At 74.3% G+C, this 17,378-nt stretch carries 19 protein-coding genes; 12 read left to right on the top strand and 7 right to left on the bottom strand.

Features of this window, described 5'->3' with window-relative positions; all coding sequences use genetic code 11:
* The first annotated feature begins 138 nt into the window (after positions 1 to 138).
* Positions 139 to 1,137, top strand: a complete 999-nt coding sequence (locus tag AB4K12_RS00105; RefSeq protein ID WP_368433108.1) for a DMT family transporter — start codon at positions 139 to 141, stop codon at positions 1,135 to 1,137.
* Here the strand turns inward: AB4K12_RS00105 and AB4K12_RS00110 are convergent.
* A complete protein-coding gene (locus AB4K12_RS00110) occupies positions 1,110 to 1,793 on the bottom strand; it encodes a pyridoxamine 5'-phosphate oxidase family protein (protein WP_368432148.1) in 684 nt (227 codons plus the stop codon). The two genes, AB4K12_RS00105 and AB4K12_RS00110, sit on opposite strands and share 28 nt — an antisense overlap.
* 35 nt (positions 1,794 to 1,828) lie before the next feature.
* On the opposite strand from AB4K12_RS00110, the gene AB4K12_RS00115 reads away from it, so the two are divergent.
* Positions 1,829 to 3,160 (top strand): aminotransferase class I/II-fold pyridoxal phosphate-dependent enzyme, encoded by a 1,332-nt coding sequence (locus AB4K12_RS00115; protein WP_368432149.1) that lies wholly within the window; start codon positions 1,829 to 1,831, stop codon positions 3,158 to 3,160.
* 20 nt (positions 3,161 to 3,180) lie between these two features.
* On the opposite strand, the gene AB4K12_RS00120 is transcribed toward AB4K12_RS00115, so the two are convergent.
* Positions 3,181 to 4,215 carry a DMT family transporter gene (locus AB4K12_RS00120; RefSeq protein WP_368432150.1) on the bottom strand — a complete coding sequence of 345 codons (1,035 nt, stop codon included), beginning with the start codon at positions 4,213 to 4,215 and terminating at the stop codon, positions 3,181 to 3,183.
* Positions 4,216 to 4,289: 74 nt separating this feature from the next.
* On the opposite strand from AB4K12_RS00120, the gene AB4K12_RS00125 reads away from it, so the two are divergent.
* Entirely contained in the window at positions 4,290 to 5,210 is a 921-nt protein-coding gene (locus AB4K12_RS00125; RefSeq protein ID WP_368432151.1) for a LysR family transcriptional regulator, read from the top strand.
* Here the strand turns inward: AB4K12_RS00125 and AB4K12_RS00130 are convergent.
* Positions 5,207 to 5,674, bottom strand: a complete 468-nt coding sequence (locus AB4K12_RS00130) for a pyridoxamine 5'-phosphate oxidase family protein (protein ID WP_368432152.1) — start codon at positions 5,672 to 5,674, stop codon at positions 5,207 to 5,209. The two genes, AB4K12_RS00125 and AB4K12_RS00130, sit on opposite strands and share 4 nt — an antisense overlap.
* Positions 5,675 to 5,779: 105 nt before the next feature.
* Here AB4K12_RS00130 and AB4K12_RS00135 point away from each other — a divergent pair, with 105 nt between their 5' ends.
* The gene (locus tag AB4K12_RS00135) at positions 5,780 to 6,427 is read left to right on the top strand and encodes a cysteine hydrolase (RefSeq protein WP_368432153.1); all 648 of its coding nucleotides are present in this window, start codon (positions 5,780 to 5,782) and stop codon (positions 6,425 to 6,427) included.
* A 38-nt stretch (positions 6,428 to 6,465) separates the two neighbouring features.
* Here AB4K12_RS00135 and AB4K12_RS00140 read toward each other — a convergent pair whose 3' ends face one another.
* Entirely contained in the window at positions 6,466 to 6,945 is a 480-nt protein-coding gene (locus AB4K12_RS00140; RefSeq protein WP_368432154.1) for a Rieske (2Fe-2S) protein, read from the bottom strand.
* Positions 6,946 to 7,041: 96 nt separating this feature from the next.
* Between AB4K12_RS00140 and AB4K12_RS00145 the strand changes: the two genes are divergently transcribed.
* The 5 genes from AB4K12_RS00145 (at position 7,042) to AB4K12_RS00165 (ending at position 10,726) form a co-directional block, all read left to right on the top strand.
* Complete coding sequence (locus tag AB4K12_RS00145; protein WP_368432155.1) at positions 7,042 to 7,866, top strand: HipA family kinase; 825 nt, start codon at positions 7,042 to 7,044, stop codon at positions 7,864 to 7,866.
* Positions 7,863 to 8,255, top strand: coding sequence for a DUF3037 domain-containing protein (locus tag AB4K12_RS00150; RefSeq protein WP_086574892.1), 393 nt, complete (start codon positions 7,863 to 7,865; stop codon positions 8,253 to 8,255). Before AB4K12_RS00145 ends, AB4K12_RS00150 begins: the two co-directional genes overlap by 4 nt.
* Positions 8,256 to 8,390: 135 nt before the next feature.
* Complete coding sequence (gene fabG, locus AB4K12_RS00155) at positions 8,391 to 9,152, top strand: 3-oxoacyl-ACP reductase FabG (protein WP_368432156.1); 762 nt, start codon at positions 8,391 to 8,393, stop codon at positions 9,150 to 9,152.
* A 17-nt stretch (positions 9,153 to 9,169) separates the two neighbouring features.
* On the top strand, positions 9,170 to 9,931 hold the full coding sequence (locus AB4K12_RS00160) for an SDR family oxidoreductase (protein ID WP_368432157.1): 762 nt from the start codon (positions 9,170 to 9,172) through the stop codon (positions 9,929 to 9,931).
* Between the two features lie 108 nt (positions 9,932 to 10,039).
* On the top strand, positions 10,040 to 10,726 hold the full coding sequence (locus tag AB4K12_RS00165; protein ID WP_368432158.1) for a uracil-DNA glycosylase: 687 nt from the start codon (positions 10,040 to 10,042) through the stop codon (positions 10,724 to 10,726).
* A 55-nt stretch (positions 10,727 to 10,781) separates the two neighbouring features.
* Here the strand turns inward: AB4K12_RS00165 and AB4K12_RS00170 are convergent, their stop codons facing one another.
* Both AB4K12_RS00170 and AB4K12_RS00175 read right to left on the bottom strand, forming a co-directional pair.
* Positions 10,782 to 11,465 (bottom strand): hypothetical protein, encoded by a 684-nt coding sequence (locus tag AB4K12_RS00170; protein ID WP_368433109.1) that lies wholly within the window; start codon positions 11,463 to 11,465, stop codon positions 10,782 to 10,784.
* Positions 11,466 to 11,568: 103 nt separating this feature from the next.
* A complete protein-coding gene (locus tag AB4K12_RS00175) occupies positions 11,569 to 12,192 on the bottom strand; it encodes a TetR/AcrR family transcriptional regulator (RefSeq protein ID WP_368432159.1) in 624 nt (207 codons plus the stop codon).
* Positions 12,193 to 12,291: 99 nt separating this feature from the next.
* Here AB4K12_RS00175 and AB4K12_RS00180 point away from each other — a divergent pair, with 99 nt between their 5' ends.
* Both AB4K12_RS00180 and AB4K12_RS00185 read left to right on the top strand, forming a co-directional pair.
* Positions 12,292 to 13,512 (top strand): FAD-dependent monooxygenase, encoded by a 1,221-nt coding sequence (locus AB4K12_RS00180; protein WP_368432160.1) that lies wholly within the window; start codon positions 12,292 to 12,294, stop codon positions 13,510 to 13,512.
* Positions 13,509 to 14,414, top strand: a complete 906-nt coding sequence (locus AB4K12_RS00185) for a Gfo/Idh/MocA family protein (RefSeq protein ID WP_368432161.1) — start codon at positions 13,509 to 13,511, stop codon at positions 14,412 to 14,414. Before AB4K12_RS00180 ends, AB4K12_RS00185 begins: the two co-directional genes overlap by 4 nt.
* Here AB4K12_RS00185 and lnt read toward each other — a convergent pair.
* On the bottom strand, positions 14,386 to 15,939 hold the full coding sequence (gene lnt / locus AB4K12_RS00190; protein ID WP_368432162.1) for an apolipoprotein N-acyltransferase: 1,554 nt from the start codon (positions 15,937 to 15,939) through the stop codon (positions 14,386 to 14,388). The genes AB4K12_RS00185 and lnt overlap by 29 nt on opposite strands.
* A 530-nt stretch (positions 15,940 to 16,469) precedes the next feature.
* Here lnt and AB4K12_RS00195 point away from each other — a divergent pair.
* A complete protein-coding gene (locus tag AB4K12_RS00195; protein ID WP_368432163.1) occupies positions 16,470 to 17,378 on the top strand; it encodes a cyclopropane-fatty-acyl-phospholipid synthase family protein in 909 nt (302 codons plus the stop codon).

The raw sequence follows: 17,378 nt of genomic DNA on the forward strand, positions 1-17,378 counted from the left end.
ATCCACGTCTTCCGCGGGAGAACACTCATGCACGACTCCGCTCTTTCGGCCTGCCCTGAACGCGGCGGCCACCTCACCGGCCCGGGCCCGTCCGGCGACGACCGCCCCGGCGGCGCGCTGCCCGGCGGCCCGGCCCGGATGTCCGTCGGCCGCGGCCTGGCCTGCGTCACCGTCGCGGCGGCCGGCTGGGGCACGGCGGGCGCGACCGCCGCGCTGGTCTTCGACTCGAGCGGTCTGGGCCCCATAGCGCTCACCTTCTGGAGGATGGCCGGCGGCCTCGTCCTGCTGCTGGCCGTCCGCAGCCTGCTGCCCCGCCGCACCGGCACGGCACGGCGGCGGGAGCCGGCGCGGAGCCGCGCGGCCCGCGTCCTGATCACCGGCCTCGCCCTGACCGTCTTTCAGGCCGCCTATTTCGGCGCCGTCGCCGGGACGGGGACGGCCGTCGGCACGGTCATCACGCAGGGTGCCGCGCCCGTGCTGGTGGCGCTGGGCGGCAGGCTGCTGATGGGGGAACGGCTGGGCGTGGGCGGCGGCGTGGCCGTCGCCGGGGCGCTGGCCGGGCTGGCGGTGCTGATGCTGGGCGGCGCCGGGACGGACGCGGTGCGTCCGCTGGGGGCCGCGATGGGGCTGCTGTCGGCCGCCGCCTACGCGGTCGTCACCCTCTACGGCCGGTCCCTGGGCCGGCGCGGCCGGGGCGCCGACGCGTTCACCACGACGCTGACGTCCTTCGCCGTGGGGACCGTGTCCCTGCTGCCCCTGGCCGCCGCCGAGGGCCTGTGGCCCCGGACGGAGGGGCTGGGTCGCACGCTGGGGCTGATGGCCTATCTGGTGACGGTCCCGACGGCGCTGTCGTACGGGCTGTTCTTCGCGGGGCTGGCGGCCGTACGGGCGACCACGGTCACCGTGATCACCCTGCTGGAGCCGGTGACGGCGGCGGCCGTCGCGGTCGGTCTGCTCGGCGAGCGGCTGACCGCGCCGACCCTGCTCGGCACGGCCGTGCTGATGGGGGCGGTGGTCGCGCTGGCCGTCGCGGAGACGCGCGGAGCGTCGGCTTCCGTGCCGCGTGAGCCGGCCCCCGTGCCCGGGCCGGTGGGGCGTGAGGAGGACGCTCAGCCGCCGGTGAAGCCGGTGAGGTAGGCCGGCACGGGGATGCCGGGGGCGAGGTCGTCCGCCGGGACCGGGGCTCCGTAGGACCGGGCCACGGGGACGACACCGCTCCAGTGCGGCAGGGCGAGGTCCTCGGGGTCGTCGTTGGGGCCGCCCTCGCGGACCTTGGCCGAGACCTCCTCGAGGTCCAGGCACAGCACGGCCGTGGCGGCCAGCTCCTTGGGCGACGCCGGACGGGAGTCGGCCGCCCGGCCCGGCACGACCTGGTCCACCAGCGCGTCGAGGGCGGCGGTCAGCTCGGCCGGGTCGGTGACCCGCCGGGCCCGGCCGTGCACCACCACGGAGCGGTAGTTCAGGGAGTGGTGGAAGGCCGAGCGGGCCAGGACCAGGCCGTCGACGTGCGTGACCGTGACGCACACCGGCATCCCCTCCTCCCCGGCGCCGCCCGCGGCGCGCAGCGGCCGCGACCCGGTCGAGCCGTGGACATAGAGGCGCTCGCCGATCCGGCCGTAGAGCGTGGGCAGGACGACGGGAGCGCCGTCGCGGACGAAGCCGAGGTGGCAGACGTAGCCGGCGTCGAGTATCGCGTGGACGCGCGCACGGTCGTAGGAGGCGCGTTCGCGGGCACGGGTGGGGGTGGTGCGCTCGGTCTGCTCGTACTGCCCGGGAACCGTGGAAGAAGGCATTGCGCTCTCCATTGAACTAGTGCATAGTGTTGTTTGTGCTAGGAGAGTATCGGATCGAAGGGCGTCGCGCAGCGGACATTTCCGCGAGCGTGGAGCGGGCGGTCGGCGAAGGCAGACTGGCCCCGGGTGAACTGCTGCCTCCGCTGCGGGAGTTGGCGGTCGAGCTGGGCGTCAATCCCAACACCGTCGCGGCCGCGTATCGCGCGCTGCGCGACCGCGGGGTGATCGAGACGGCGGGCCGCCGGGGGAGCCGGGTGCGGCCGCGCCCCGCCAGCACGCCACGCGAGATGCTGCGGGTGGAGGCGCCGGAGGGGGTCCGGGACGTCTCGAGCGGCAATCCCGACCCGGCCCTGCTGCCCCCGCTCGGCGAGGCGCTGGCCGCCGCGGCCGCCCGCTCCCGCACGGCTCCCGCGCTCTACGGCACCCCGGCCGTGGACAGCGAGCTGGAGCGGATGGCCCGCGAGGCCTTCACCGCGGACGGCGTCCCCGAGGGGCCGGTCGCGGTCACCTCGGGAGCGCTGGACGGCATCGAGCGGGTGCTGAGCGCCCATCTGCGCCCCGGGGACGCCGTCGCCGTCGAGGACCCGGGCTGGGGCGGCCTCCTGGACCTCGTGCCCGCGCTCGGCCTGCGGCCCGTGCCCGTGGCCGTCGACGACGACGGCCCCCTTCCCGGGGAGACCGAGCGGGCGCTGCGCGCGGGCGCCCGGGCGCTGGTCGTCACCGACCGGGCGCAGAACCCCACGGGCGCGGCGATCGGTGCGGCCCGCGCCCGCGAGCTGCGCGCCGTGCTCTCGGGCCATCCCCAGGTGCTGCTCATCGAGGACGACCACGGCCACGGCTTCGTCGACCTGCCGCTGCACCCCCTGGCCGGCGCCACCACGCACTGGGCGCATATACGGTCGGTCGCCAAGGCCTACGGGCCCGACCTGCGGCTCGCGGTGCTCACCGGCGACGCGGTGACGGTGGACCGGGTGCTGGGGCGGCAGCGGCTGGGGCACGGCTGGGTGAGTCATCTGCTGCAGGACGCCGTGCTCCACCTGTGGCGCGTCGGGGCCGTGGACCCGCGCGCGGTGGCGGCCTCGTACGGGCGGCGCCGCGACGCCCTCCTGGCGGCGCTGCGGGAGCGGGGGATCGTGGCGCACGGGCGCAGCGGGGTGAACGTATGGCTGCCGGTGCCGGACGAGACGGGCGCGGTGGCGAGGCTGCTGCAGGCGGGCTGGGCGGTGGCGCCCGGGGCGCGCTTCCGCCTGGACTCCCCGCCCGGGGTGCGGATCACCGTCTCCTCGCTGTCCCCGGACGAGATAGGGACGGTCGCGGACGCGCTGGCGTCCGCGACCGTCCCGGTGCCCGCGGGGCGATACGACTGAGGGGTGCGCTCGTCGGCGCGCTACGGCCTGGCGGCCTCGGCCTCCGGGGCGGCGACGGCCGCCGGGGCGACGGCCGGCTCCGGGGCGGCGGCCTGGTCGTCCTCCGAGCGGGCCGCCGTGCGGGAGGCGCCCGCGCCGCCGCGCCGGCTCTGGGTGAGCGCCGCCCCGGCCAGGACGATCAGCGCTCCGACGGGCGTGTTCCAGGTCAGGTCCTCGCCGAGGAGGCTGACGCCCGCGGTCGTCGCGACGACGGGGATGAAGTAGGTGGTCATGGTGGCCGTCGTCGGCCCGACCTCGGCCACCAGCGCGTACTGCAGGAGGAAGGCGAGGCCGGTGCCCAGCGCGCCCAGCGCGAAGACGGCCAGCAGCGGCACGACGGGGAAGGAGGACGGCAGCGGGCTGACCAGCGGGGCGACGACGGCGAGCTGGGCGGCGCCGAGCAGCAGCTGGCTGCCGGACTTCGCCAGGTGGGAGTCGCCGGTGTCCGACAGGGTGCGCCGGACGTAGATCCAGCCGACCGCGTAGCTCAGCGACGCGATCAGGGCCAGCAGGGTGCCCTCGGCGTCCTGGCCCGAGAAGCCCTGCCAGGCGCCGAGCACCACGAGCACGCCGATGAAGCCCAGGCCCAGCCCGGCGAAGCGGCGCCGGGTCGGCCGGTCCTCGGAGAGGGCCACGAGGGAGAGGAGCATGCCCCACAGCGGGGTGGTGGCGTTGCAGATGCCCGCCAGGGTGGTGGAGATGGTCAGTTCCGCGTAGGCGAAGAGCGTGAACGGCAGGGCGTTGCACAGGAACGCCGCGACGGCCAGGTGCGCCCACGTCCGGCCCCGGCGCGGCAGCCGCTGGCGGGTGGCCAGCAGCGTCACCAGGAGCACCACGGCCCCGAAGAACATCCGGCCGAAGGAGACGTACATCGGGGCGAAGCCGTCGGTGCCCAGCTTGATGAACAGAAAGCTGAAGCCCCATATGACGGACAGGACGCCGAACCGGATGCGCCAGTCCACGGTGGGGCGGGCGGAGGGGTCGGCGGGGGATCGAGGCGGGGCGGCGGTGCTCATGATGACTACGATGCAGGCTTATAACGATTAGAACAAGCAAATATTTGTATGCAAAACCGCGTAGCATCGCTTACATGTTGAACCTGGAGCGCCTTCGCACCCTCCATGCCCTCGCCCGCCACGGCTCCGTCAGCGCCGCGGCCGACGGACTGCACGTGACGACCTCGGCCGTCTCCCAGCAGCTGTCCAAGCTGGAGCGCGAGACAGGCCAGCGGCTGCTCGCCAAGAACGGCCGGGGCGTGCGCCTCACCGACGCCGGGCGGCTGCTCGCCGAGCACGCCTCGCGCATCCTCTCCCAGGTGGAGCTCGCCCAGGCCGACCTGGAGGCGCAGCAGGGCCGGGCCGTCGGGGAGCTCCTGCTGGGCGCCTTCCCCACCGCGGCCCGCGGCATGTTCCCCACCACCCTCGCCGGGCTCCGCCGCGACCACCCCCAGCTGCGGCTGCGGCTGGAGGAGATGGAGCAGGACGACGCCGTGCCCCGGGTGGTGCGCGGCGACATCGACCTCGCGGTGGTCCTCGACTGGTACAACAAGCCCCTGCCCGTCCCGGCCGAGCTGGCCAAGCAGTGGCTCCTCGACGACCCCGTCGACGTCGCCGTCCCCGTCGGCCACCCGCTCGCCGGCCGGGAGCATGTCGCGCTGGAGGACTTCGCGGACGACGAGTGGATCTCCTGGCCCAAGGGCGAGTTCTGTCACGACTGGCTGATGCTCACCCTGCGCGGCAAGGGCGTCGAGCCCCGGATCTCACACATGGCCGAGGAGCACCACACCCAGCTCGCCCTCGTCGCCGCCGGCCTGGGCGTCGCGGTCGCGCCGCGGCTGGGCCGGGGCCCGGTGCCGGAGGGGGTGCGGGTGGTGCCCGTGCGGCACACGATGTGCCGCCATGTGTACGCGATCTGGCGGGCGGACGCGGGCCGCAGGCCCTCGGTCCGGGCCGCCGTCGACGCGCTGTGCGCGTCCGGCGCGGCCGTCGCCGGCCGCGAGCACGCCGGCTAGCCGCCCGCGAGCTTGCGGAAGTCCCACGAGGCGACCGTCCGCGGCACCAGCCGCAGCCAGGCGTGCCGGCCGTCGTGCGGCATGGCGGCCATGCCGAAGTACTTGCCGGCGAAGAGCCGCTCCGCCTCCTCGAGCTCCGGGCAGGCCTCTCCCGAGCGCGGTGCCTCGCCGACCGGTGCGACCGAGCCCGACAGCTCGGCCCCGCGCAGCTCGCCGTAGGCGTGGCCGTCGTCGACGAGCACGGCCACCCGCGGGTCGCGTCGCAGGTCGGCCCAGCGCCGGCTGCGGGTGAGGGAGTACAGCCACAGGGCCCGGCCGTCCCACGCGTACCAGAGGGCGCTGGCGTGCGGACGGCCGCCCGGGCCGGCCGTCGCCACCCGGCAGACGCGCTGCCCGGCGAGGAAGGCGTCCAGCTCCGCCGGGGTCATCATGATCCGGCGGCCGCGTCGCTGTGTGCCGGGCATCGCGCACCCCACCCTCCGCATAGCTGACTGAGCGTCAGAAAGCATGGGTGCACAGCATGGGCCCTCTTCCCCCGCCGCGCAATGCCCGCTAGCCTCACGCGCACCATGGCGCCGAAGGAACCGCCCGCCGACGAGAGCGACCCGGCGACCACCGTGCTGCTGACCGTCGAGTGCCAGCGCGGCGTCGTCGGCCCCGACAGCGCCATGCCCGAGCTGGCCGCCGTCGCCCGGGCCTCGGGCGCCCTGCTCAACGTCGCCCGCCTCGTCGCCGGGGCGCACGAGGCCGGCATACAGGTCGTGCACGCCCTCGCCGAGCGCCGCCCCGACGGCCGCGGCGCCGGGCGCAACGCCCCGCTCCTGCGCGCCGTCGAACGGCTGCCCGTACAGCAGCTGACCGGCACCCTGGCCGTCCGGGTCGCCGAGCCGATCCCCGTGGGGGACGGCGACCTGGTCCTGCGGCGGCTGCACGGCCTCTCGCCGCTGGCCGGCACCGGGCTGGACCCCCTGCTGCGCAACCTCGGCTGCCGCACCCTCGTCGTCACCGGCGTCTCGGCCAACGTCGCCGTGCCCAACGCCGTCTTCGACGCCGTCAACCTCGGCTACGCGGCCGTCGTCCCCTCCGACGCCATCGCCGGAGTGCCCGCCGACTACACCGGGGCGATGGTCCGCCACACCCTCGCGCACGTGGCCGCCCTCACCACCACCGACGCCCTGCTGCGCGCCTGGCGGCAGCGGCGACGGCCGCCCGGCTGAAGGAAGCGGGCCGGCGAGGGCGCGGCGGACCGGCCGGCTCAGCCCAGGGTGAGGGAGTCCCCGTCGACCGACACCCGGCGCGCCGCCAGCGGCTGCCGCGCAGGCCCGCCGCGTACGCTGCCGTCCGTCACCGAGAACCTGCTCTCGTGGCAGGGGCAGTTGATCGTCCCGTTCGCGACCTCCTTCACCAGGCAGCCCTGGTGGGTGCACACCGCCGAGAACGCCTTGAACTCGCCCTTCGACGGCTGGGTGACCACCACCTTGCGGTCCGGGAAGACCTTCCCGCCGCCCTCGGGGATGTCCGCCGCCTTGCCCAGGGCCGCCCCGGCCCCCGGCCGCTCGGCCCCGCCGCCGCTCTCGCTCTCCTTGGCGTTCCCCTCCTTGCCCTCCTTGGCGTTCTCCTCCTTGCCGTCCGAGCCGCCGCAGGCGGCGAGCAGGGCGGCCAGGCCACAGACCCCGGCCGTGGCGACGACGGTGCGACGTGCGGGGCCGGCCTGGGCGGATGCGGAATGCGTCATGATCGATCCTTTGCTGTATCCGGTGGGGCAGCTGGGTCTTGAGGACTCATACGGATCGGCGGCCCCCGGCGTTCAGACGCCGAGTAACCTGGGACGATGCTCCCCCATGTCACGGCCACCCGCTATGTCGCGCCCCTGCGCGAGGGTGGCTCGCTCCCCGGCATCGTCGAGGCCGACGACCTCGGGACGTACGTCATGAAGTTCACCGGCGCCGGTCAGGGCCGCAAGACGCTGGTCGCCGAGGTCATCTGCGGACAGCTGGCCCGCCGGCTGGGCCTGCGCGTCCCCGAGCTGGCCGTCCTCGAGCTGGACCCGGTCATCGGCCGCGGCGAGCCCGACCCCGAGGTGCAGGCGTTGCTCAAGGCCAGCGGCGGCCCCAACCTCGGCATGGACTTCCTGCCCGGCGCCCTCGGCTTCGACCCGCTCGCCTTCGAGACCGACTCCGCCGAGGCCGGGCGCGTGGTGTGGTTCGACGCCCTGATCAACAACGTCGACCGCTCCTGGCGCAACCCCAACCTGCTGGTCTGGCACGGCCGGATGTGGCTCATCGACCACGGCGCCACCATGATCTGGCACCACAACTGGCCGGGCGCGGCCGCCGCGGCCTGCAAGGCGTACGACGCCTCCGACCACGTCCTCGCCACCTTCGCCCCGGACGTCGCCGGCGCCGCGGCCGAGCTGGCCCCCCGGGTCACCGAGGAACTGCTGGCGGAGGCCGCCGCCGATGTGCCCGACGCGTGGCTGGCCGACGAGCCGGGCTTCGACAGCCCGGACGCCCTGCGCCGCGCCTACGTCGAGGTGCTGCTCGAACGCGCCGCCGTCATCGGCGACCGCATCACCGTCGGCGAGCGCTCCGCCGACAAACCCTCGCAGGCACCCGAGTGGGTACGCGTGAGGCTGAACGGAAAGGCCCCGCAGTGACCCGGCACAACGGACGCGACGTCTTCGAGTACGCGCTGCTGCGCGTCGTCCCCCGCGTCGAGCGCGGCGAGCAGATCAACGCCGGGATCGTCGTCTACTGCCAGGCGAAGTCCTACGTCGCCGCCCGCGTCCACCTGGACGAGGCCCGCCTGCTGGCCCTCGACCCGGCGGCGGACGTCGCGGGCGTACGGGCCGCGCTGCACGCCGTGGAGGGCGTCTGCGCCGGTGGGGAACGGGCCGGACAGGCGGCCTGCGACGACGCGGGGCGGCGCTTTCGCTGGCTGATCGCGCCCCGCAGCACCGTCGTCCAGCCCGGCCCGGTGCACACCGGCCTGACCGCCGACCCCGAGAGCGAGTCCGAACGCCTCCTCGACCTGCTGGTGCGCTGACGCCGGGCGGGCGCGCCGCAGGCGTTGACAGTGGGTGGCGGGGCTTCTAGCGTCTGATCGTCGGACGTTACTAAGCGGTTGCTCACCTGCTGCCCCGGGCGGCCGGGGAGCCGCCTTCAGGTGAGGAGAACCCGCATGTCCACCACCGAGCAGCGCGTGGCCGTCGTCACGGGCGCGGCCCGCGGCATCGGCGCGGCGACCGCCGTGCGCCTGGCCGCCGAGGGTCGCGCGGTCGCCGTCCTCGACCTCGACGAGGCGGCCTGCGCGGACACCGTGGGGAAGATCACCGCGACGGGCGGCCGGGCCCTGGCCGTCGGCTGCGACGTCTCCGACTCCGCCCAGGTGGACGCCGCCGTCGCCCGCGTCGCCGACGCCCTGGGCGCGCCCGTCATCCTCGTGAACAACGCGGGCGTCCTGCGCGACAACCTCCTGTTCAAGATGAGCGACAGCGACTGGGACACCGTCATGAACGTGCACCTGCGGGGCGCGTTCCTGATGTCGCGCGCCTGCCAGAAGCACATGGTGGACGCGCGCTTCGGCCGGATCGTCAACCTCTCCAGCAGCTCGGCCCTCGGCAACCGCGGCCAGGCCAACTACGCCGCCGCCAAGGCCGGGATGCAGGGTCTGACCAAGACCCTCGCCAAGGAGCTCGGAAAGTTCGGCATCACCGCCAACTCCGTCGCCCCCGGCTTCATCGCCACCGAGATGACCGCCGCCACCGCCGCGCGGGTCGGCATGAGCTTCGAGGACTTCAGCGCCGCGGCGGCCACCCAGATCCCGGTGCAGCGCGTCGGCGAGCCCGAGGACGTCGCCCACGCCATCGCCTTCTTCACTGGCGAGCAGGCCGGCTATGTCTCCGGCCAGGTCATGTACGTGGCCGGCGGCCCGCTCAACTGACGGAAGGGGCAGGACACATGAACGCATCGGAGCGCGAGCTCGAAGGAAGAGTCGCCCTCGTCACCGGGGCCAGCCGCGGCATCGGCTTCGGCGTCGCCGAGGCCCTGGTGGCCCGTGGCGCCAAGGTCGTGATCACCGGCCGCGGCGAGGAGGCCCTCAAGGAGGCCGTCGAGCGGCTCGGCGACGGGCGGGCGGTCGGCGTACCCGGCAAGGCGCACGACGAGAGCCACCAGGCGGCGGCCGTCGAGCGGGCCATGGAGGCCTTCGGCCGCGTCGACTACCTGGTCAACAACGCCGGAACCAACCCCGTGTTCGGCCCCATCGCCGACCTCGACCTGGCCGTGGCCCGCAAGGTCTTCGAGACCAACGTCGTCTCGGCGCTCGGCTTCGCCCAGCGGACCTGGCACGCCTGGCAGAAGGACAACGGCGGGGCGATCGTCAACATCGCCTCCATCGCCGGGATCTCCGCCTCGCCGTTCATCGGCGCGTACGGAGTGAGCAAGGCCGCCATGATCAACCTCACCGCGCAGCTCGCGCACGAGTTCGCGCCGGGCGTGCGGGTCAACGCCATCGCCCCGGCCGTGGTGAAGACCAGGTTCGCGGCCGCCCTCTACGAGGGGCGCGAGGAGGAGGCCTCGGCCTCCTACCCGCTCGGACGGCTGGGCGTACCGGAGGACATCGGCGGCGCGGCGGCCTTCCTGCTGTCCGACACCGCCGGGTGGATCACCGGACAGACGCTCGTCGTGGACGGCGGGCTCTTCCTCAACGCCGGGGTCTGAGCGCTCGACGCCGGGGTCCGAGCGGGCGGCGGACCTCCGGGGCGGGCGTTGTCAGTGGTCGCCGGTAAGTTCTCCTCCGAGAACGAAAGCGAACCCGGAGGTTGCCCCGTGACCGTCACCGACATGCTGCCCGAGTCCTGGCGCGGCGTCCTCGGCGAGGAGCTGGAGAAGCCCTACTTCAAGGAGCTCACCGACTTCGTCGAGGACGAGCGGACGAAGGCGCCGGTGTACCCGCCGCGCGGCGAGGTCTTCTCCGCCCTGGAGGCCACCCCGTACGACCGGGTGAAGGTCCTCATCCTCGGCCAGGACCCGTACCACGGCGCGGGCCAGGGGCACGGCCTGTGCTTCTCGGTGCGCCCGGGCGTCAAGACCCCGCCCTCCCTGCGCAACATCTACAAGGAGATGCGCGAGGAGCTCGGCTACGACGTCCCCGACAACGGCTATCTGATGCCGTGGGCCGAGCAGGGCGTCCTGCTGCTCAACGCCGTGCTCACGGTGCGCGGCGGGGAGCCCAACTCCCACAAGGGCAAGGGCTGGGAGAAGTTCACCGACGCGGTGATCCGCGCGGTGGCCGCCCGCCCCGACCCGGCCGTCTTCGTGCTCTGGGGCAACTACGCGCAGAAGAAGCTGCCCCTGATCGACGAGGAGCGCCACATCGTGGTCAAGGGCGCCCACCCCTCGCCGCTGTCGGCGAAGAAGTTCTTCGGCAGCCGCCCCTTCACGCAGATCAACGAGGCGGTCGCGGGCCAGGGCCACGAGCCGATCGACTGGCGCATCCCGGACCTCGCGGTCTGATCGCGCCGGCCGCGCGGCTCCGCGCCGCAGGAGGTGCGGAGCCGCGCGCGGCCGGTCAGTTGCCGTACACCTGGTGGCAGATCCGCGACGCGTCCCCGCCCTGCTGCCACTTGCCGTAGGTGTCGCCCAGGGCGCAGACGTTACGGCCCTTGGGACCCCGCCGGTCCGGGGCGGGGGCGGGCATCTCCTGGCGCGGGGCCTCCTGGCGCGGCGCCTCACGCTGCTCGCCGGGCCGGGACCGGGGCTCCTCGCGCCGGGACTCGGGCGGCGGCGCCTGGTGCCGTGGGGCGGCGGCGTCGGAAGCCTCCCGGGAGGCGGGGGCGGGGGCGGTGCCGACGGCGGGCGGACGAGCGGGGGAGTGGGGGGAGTCGGCCGGCCGCTCCGCACCCCGCGCGGGTTCACCGGCGGCCGGACCGGCCGGACCGCGCGGCTCGGTGTCCGCGCTCCGGGCCGGATCCCGCCCCGGCAGCCATGGCGGATCCCACGGCCGGATCCGCCCCGGATCCCATGGCGCTCCCGGGGTCAGCGCCGGTGACGGCGCCCCCCGGTCCGTGGACCGGTCATGTCCCGGGCCGCCCCCGACGGTGACGAGGGACTCACGGGCGGGGCCCGGCCCCACCTCCGGTGCGGGGCCGCGCGCGAGGCGGTGCGGACCGGTACGTTCGGCGGGCGGCGAGACGGAGACACAGCCGACGGCGGCCGACATCGCCACCGCCACCAGGACCGCCGCCGCGGGCATTCGCTGCACCCGCCCAACCCTGCAGGCGGCCGAGGGCGGTTGTGAACACCCCGCGGGAGTGGTGCGGGATCACGGCCCCTCTCGCGCGCTGCCCCTCACTCCCTCACCCCCCGTCCCGCCGCCCGCGCCCGAGCATGCCGTGCAGCAACTCCGCCATCCCCGCGCGCAGCTGGGCCTCGCCGGGCACCTCGGCGTGATAGGAGCCCGCGGCGCACGAGAACATCAGCCCCTCGCACCAGGCGATGAGGGACAGCGCGTGCCGCTCCGGCTCGGCCGATCCCGCCGCCGCCATCAGCGCCACCAGCGGCTCCCGGAAGAAGCCCCGGCCCGTCGCGTCGTAGACCTCCCGCAGTCCGGGCCGCCGGGCGGCCTCCAGCGCCAGCTCGTAGCGGGCCAGCAGCAGCTCCCGCTGCCCGGTCAGCGAGCGGTGCAGGGCGCGGGCGAGCGCCTCGGCCAGCGCGTCCGGGCCGCCCGCCGGGTCCGGCAGCTCCGCGGCGCCCAGCACCGCCGCCTCGCGCACGGCCAGGCGCCGCACCGCGGCCTCCAACAGCGCCGCGCGGGTGCGGGCCCGGTTGGACGTGGAGCCCGGCGGAAGGCCCGCCGCCTCGTCCACGGCGCGGTGGGTCAGGCCACGCATGCCGCGTCCGGCGAGCAGGGCGAGGGCGGTGTCGGCGATGAGTTCGGTGCGGGAGGTGCCCGGGGGAGGGGTGGGGCGTTCCGTGGTCATAGGTCCAACCTAGCCGCTCCACTACGGGCGTAGTAGCCTGAAACTACACCTGTAGTGGCGGGGGCCGTGAGCACCCGTGCCTCGTGACGAGGAGGAGCCATGCAACACCCCCATGCCGTGATCGTCGGCGCCGGAATCGGCGGTCTCACCGCGGCGGTCGCCCTGCACCGCGCCGGCTGGCGGGTCACCGTCCTCGAACGCGCCGCCTCCCTCGAACCCGTGGGCGCCGCCATCTCCCTCGCCCCCAACGCCCAGCGCGCCCTCGACGTCATCGGCCTGGGCGACGAGGTCCGCGCCCTGGCCGCCTGGCAAGGCGACGGCGGGCTGCGGGCACCCGGCGGCCGCTGGCTCTCCCGCACCGACAGCCAGGCCGCGGCCCGGCGCTTCGGCGGCCCCCTGGTCCTCCTGCACCGCGCCACCCTCGCCGGCCTGCTCTCCGCACACCTGCCCGACGGGGCCGTCCGAACGGGACGTACCGCCTCGCTGACGGACCCCGGCGCCGCCGACCGCCCCGCCCTCGTCACCACCTCCGACGGCGAGATCGAGGCGGACCTCGTCGTCGGCGCCGACGGCATCCACTCCGCCGTCCGCCGCACCCTCTTCCCCGGCCACCCCGGCCCCGCCTACACCGGGTTCACCACCTGGCGGGTCGTCATCCCCGCCCTCGAGCGGCCCTTCGAGCCCCACGAGACCTGGGGCCGGGGCCGGCTCTGGGGCACCCAGCCACTGAAGGACGGACGGATCTACGCCTACGCCGCGGCCCTCGCCCCCGCCGGGAGCCGGGCGCCCGACGACGAGAAGGCCGAACTCCGGCGCCGCTTCGGCGACTGGCACGCCCCGGTCCCCGGCATCCTCGCCGCGATCACCCCCGAGGGCGTCCTGCGTCACGACGTCCATCACATGACCGTCCCGCTGCCCGCCTACCACCGCGGGCGCACCGCCCTCCTCGGCGACGCCGCCCACGCCATGGCCCCCACCCTCGGCCAGGGCGGCAACCAGGCCGTCGAGGACGCCGTCGTCCTCGCCCACCACCTGGCTCCGGGCGGGCCGGACCCGTCGTCCGCGCTGGCCGCCTACACCCGCGACCGGCTGCCCCGCACCACCGGCATCGTGCGCCGCTCGGCCAGGACGGCCCGGCTGGCCATGCTCACCGACGCCCCCGCGGTCGCCGCGCGCGACCTCGGGATCACCGCCGTCAGCCGCCTCGCCCCCTCGGCGCTGCTGCGCGGATTCGACGGCATCGCCGACTGGCGGCCACCCGTTCGCACGTATGCTGCACAGACGGAACGGACGAATCACATGCCACGGGAGGCACAGTGAAGGTCGGCTGCATCGGTCTGGGCGACATCGCGCAGAAGGCGTACCTGCCCGTGCTCGCCGCACACCCGGGCCTCGAGCCGCACCTGCAGACCCGCACGCCCGCCACCCTCCACCGGGTCGCGGACACCCACCGGGTGCCCGACGCCCACCGCCACACCGACCTCGACTCCCTGCTCGCGGCCGGCATCGACGCCGCGTTCGTGCACGCCCCCACCGAGGCCCACCCCGAGATCGTCACCCGCCTCCTCGAAGCGGACGTCCCCGTCTACGTCGACAAGCCCCTGGCCTACTCCTACGCGGAGAGCGAGCGGCTGGTCCGCCTGGCCCGGGAGCGGAAGGTCTCGCTGACGGTCGGCTTCAACCGCCGATACGCGCCCGGGTACGCCCAGTGCCTTGAGCACCCGCGCGACCTGATCCTCATGCAGAAGAACCGGGTCGGCCTCCCCGAGGCGGCGCGCAGCCTGGTGTTCGACGACTTCATACACGTCGTCGACACCCTGCGCTTCCTCGCGCCGGGCCCCGTCGACCACGTCGACGTGCGGTCCAGGACGCGCGACGGCCTCCTCCACCACGTGGTCCTCCAGCTCTCCGGCGACGGCTTCACCGCCATCGGCACCATGAACCGCATGAGCGGCTCCACCGAGGAGATCCTGGAGGTCTCGGGCCAGGACTCCAAGCGGCAGGTCCTCAACCTCGCCGAGGTGATCGACCACAAGGGACAGCCGACCGTGCGCCGCCGCGGCGACTGGGTGCCCGTCGCCCGCCAGCGGGGCATCGAACAGGTCGTGCACGCCTTCCTCGACGCGGTCCGGGCGGGCGCGACCCTCGACGCCGAGGACGCGCTGCGCACCCACGAGCTGTGCGAACGCGTCGTCACCCTCGTTCGGCAGCAGGCTTCCTGACCCTCCGCCGGAGAAATCGGAGCCCCTCGACCGCGCAGGTGACGGCCAGGACGGCGAGCGAGCCGTACAGGACCCAGTCGCCGGTCCGTACGTACGGGCTCGTGCCGCGCGCCAGCGGTACGTCGTAGACGGCGGCCGTCGAGCGGTCCGGGCCCAGCCGCTCGCCGATCAGGTGGCCGTGGGGGTCCGCGACCGTGCTCACGCCGGTCAGGGTCGCGTGCACCATCGGCCGCCAGGTCTCGGCCGCCCGCAGCGCGGCCAGCGAGGCGTGCTGGTACGGGGCCCAGCTGTGCTGGAACGTCGAGGTCGCCGACTGGGCGACGAGAAGCTGGGAGCCGTCGCGCGCCAGCCGCCGGCTCATGTCGGGGAACGCCGACTCGAAGCACACCAGCGGCCCGATCCGCTGTCCGCCGTTCGCGTCCGGCAGGCGCATCACCACCGGTCCGTCCCCGCGCCTGCGGTCCTCGGTGGCCGCCTTCCCCACCGACGTGGCCCAGCCCAGGAGCGAGCGGGCCGGGATGTACTCGCCGAAGGGCACCAGCCGCATCTTGTCGTAACGCTCGCCGGTCGGGCCGTCGGGGCCGATCAGCACCGAGCTCTTGAAGATGCCCGGCCGGTCCGAGCGGCGGGCGTCGACGTTCACCAGGAGGTCCGCGCCGACCGTACGGGACAGCGCGGCCAGCCGCTCCCGCAGATCCGGCCGGCTGCCCAGGTCCTGGCCGACGCTGCTCTCGCCCCACACCACCAGGTCCACCCGCCGCCCCGCCAGCGTCCGTGTGAGCTCCTCCTCGCGGTCGAAGCGGCGCCCCACGCTGCCCGGGCCGTCGATCACGCCCGGCTGGACGATCGCGACGCGCATCGTGCCGGCCGGCTCCGGGACGGGCGCCCACGCCCACACCCAGCCCACCACCGCTCCACAGGCCAGTACGCCGCCCAGCGCCGTCCGGCGGGCCCGGGGCGCCGAAATCAGCGCCGCGAGCGCCACGTTGACCGCCACCAGAAGGAAGCCGACCAGCCAGACGCCGCCCACCGAGGCCAGCCGCAGTGCCGGGGCGACCTCCCACTGACCCGCGCCGAGCAGGCCCCACGGACCGCCCAAGTACTCCCAGGAGCGCACCAGTTCGGCCAGCAGCCACCCGGACGGAAGGACCAGCAGGGCCGCCGCCACCCGCCCGGGCCCGGGTGAACCGCCCAGCAGCCGGTACGCCAGCAGCCCCCACGGCACCCACAACAGGCCCAGCAGGCCCGCGAGGACGAGAATGAAGACATGCAGACTCGGCAGCAGCCAGTGGTGCACCGCCAGCAGGAAGCCGGCGCCGCCCAGCCAGCCCAGGAGCGCGGCGCGGCGGGCGGTCGTGGCCGAACGCAGCAGAAGCAGCCAGGGCACGAGTGCCACGTACCCCAGCCACCACAACGACGGTGCCGGAAAGGTCAGGGCGGGCAGGGCGCCCGCGCCGATCGCGGCGGCCGCCCGCCACCACGACGAGGCGAGGAGCCGCTCGCGCCGCCCCGCAGTCACCGCCATGCGTGTCTCCCTCGTTCCGGCAGGTCACCAGTGTGCGCCAGTGAGGCGGCCGGACACAGGGGGCGCCCTGTGCGACACGCTGCGGTGCCGTTGCGGGGGGCGCGAATGGCACATGCCCAGCGCCCCTCCGGTCGTCCGCACACCCGGCTCTTGAACGGGTTCCGGCCATGTGCCGGGCGGCCGGAATCTGGCCTACCGTGAGGCCAAAACCCCGACAACGGTGCGCAATTTTCAGTCTTTCTGGTCTTCAAGTAAGGCAAAAATGACTTGATTTGATCTAAGGTGAAGCGAAGTGATCGTGGGTGTGCACGTCAGAACGGCCCGCGCCCGTACGTACCGTGGGTTATCGCCGACTCGGCGTGGGCAGGTACCGGGCAAAACTGGACAGGAACGCTGGTCGTTGGTCGCTGGGGGGCGGCGTGACACGCACGCGTGATCGAATGGGTATCCCGCCGGAGGGGACCGTCCCCCTTTCGCAGCCGACCGTTCCGTACGTCCATCCACCGACACTCGATGTCCCGGAGGGCTCCATGGACAACCTTGTTGCTGAAGTGACCGCTGCTGCCGACGTGGTACGTGATGAGACCCTGGTGCCCTCGTACTACTCGCGCAAGACCACCGACATCCTGCACAAATACGGGCCCGGCCCGCGGGTGCACTTCCACGTCGGCCTCTTCGATACCGGTTCCGCCCCCAACACCACGGTGTCCCAGAGCATGCTCAGGCGCCGCCTGTTCGACTCCCAGGAGACCGCGCTCGCGCACGCGGCCCGGGCCTGGAACGTGGCCGAGAACCCGCCCGCCCAGCTCTTCGACATCGGCTGCGGCCTCGGCGGCGGGTCCATCTACTGGGCCCAGGAGTACGGTTGCTCCGTCACCGCCATCACCGTCACCGCCAAGCACGTCCCCGTGATGGCCGAACTGGTCCGCCAGGCAGGCGTCGAGGACAAGGTCACCCCGGTCCTCGGCGACATCCACGACCTGCGCGAGGAACAGACGTACGACGCGGCCGTCGCCATCGAGAGCTCGGGATACATGGACCGCGAGCGGCTCTTCTCGGTGGTCGCCAAGGCACTCAAGCCGGGCGGCTGGTTCGGCATCCAGGAGCACTTCCTGTGCCGCCCCGAGTGGACGACCTTCATCGACGGCTACTACAAGACCCGCCTCGGCACGCTCCCCGAGTACATCTCGGCCGCCCACTCCGCCGGCTTCACCCTGGAGCAGGACGAGGACCTGACCGACCGCGTGGCCGAGTTCTGGGTGCAGTCCATGGCCTGGACCACGGCCGAGCTCGACCGCGTGGAACACTCGGGCGCGGCGTCCCCCATCTCGGCGGACCGGCTGCTGGAGTCGGCCCTCGCCCACAGCAAGCTCTTCCGCGTGTGGCGCGACCACGCCGTCGAGACCCGCCAACTGCTCTTCCGGCTCGAAGGAAGGTGA

Origin of the sequence: Streptomyces sp. C36 (assembly GCF_040932295.1) — a bacterium.
Taxonomy (GTDB): Bacteria; Actinomycetota; Actinomycetes; order Streptomycetales; family Streptomycetaceae; genus Streptomyces; species Streptomyces triculaminicus.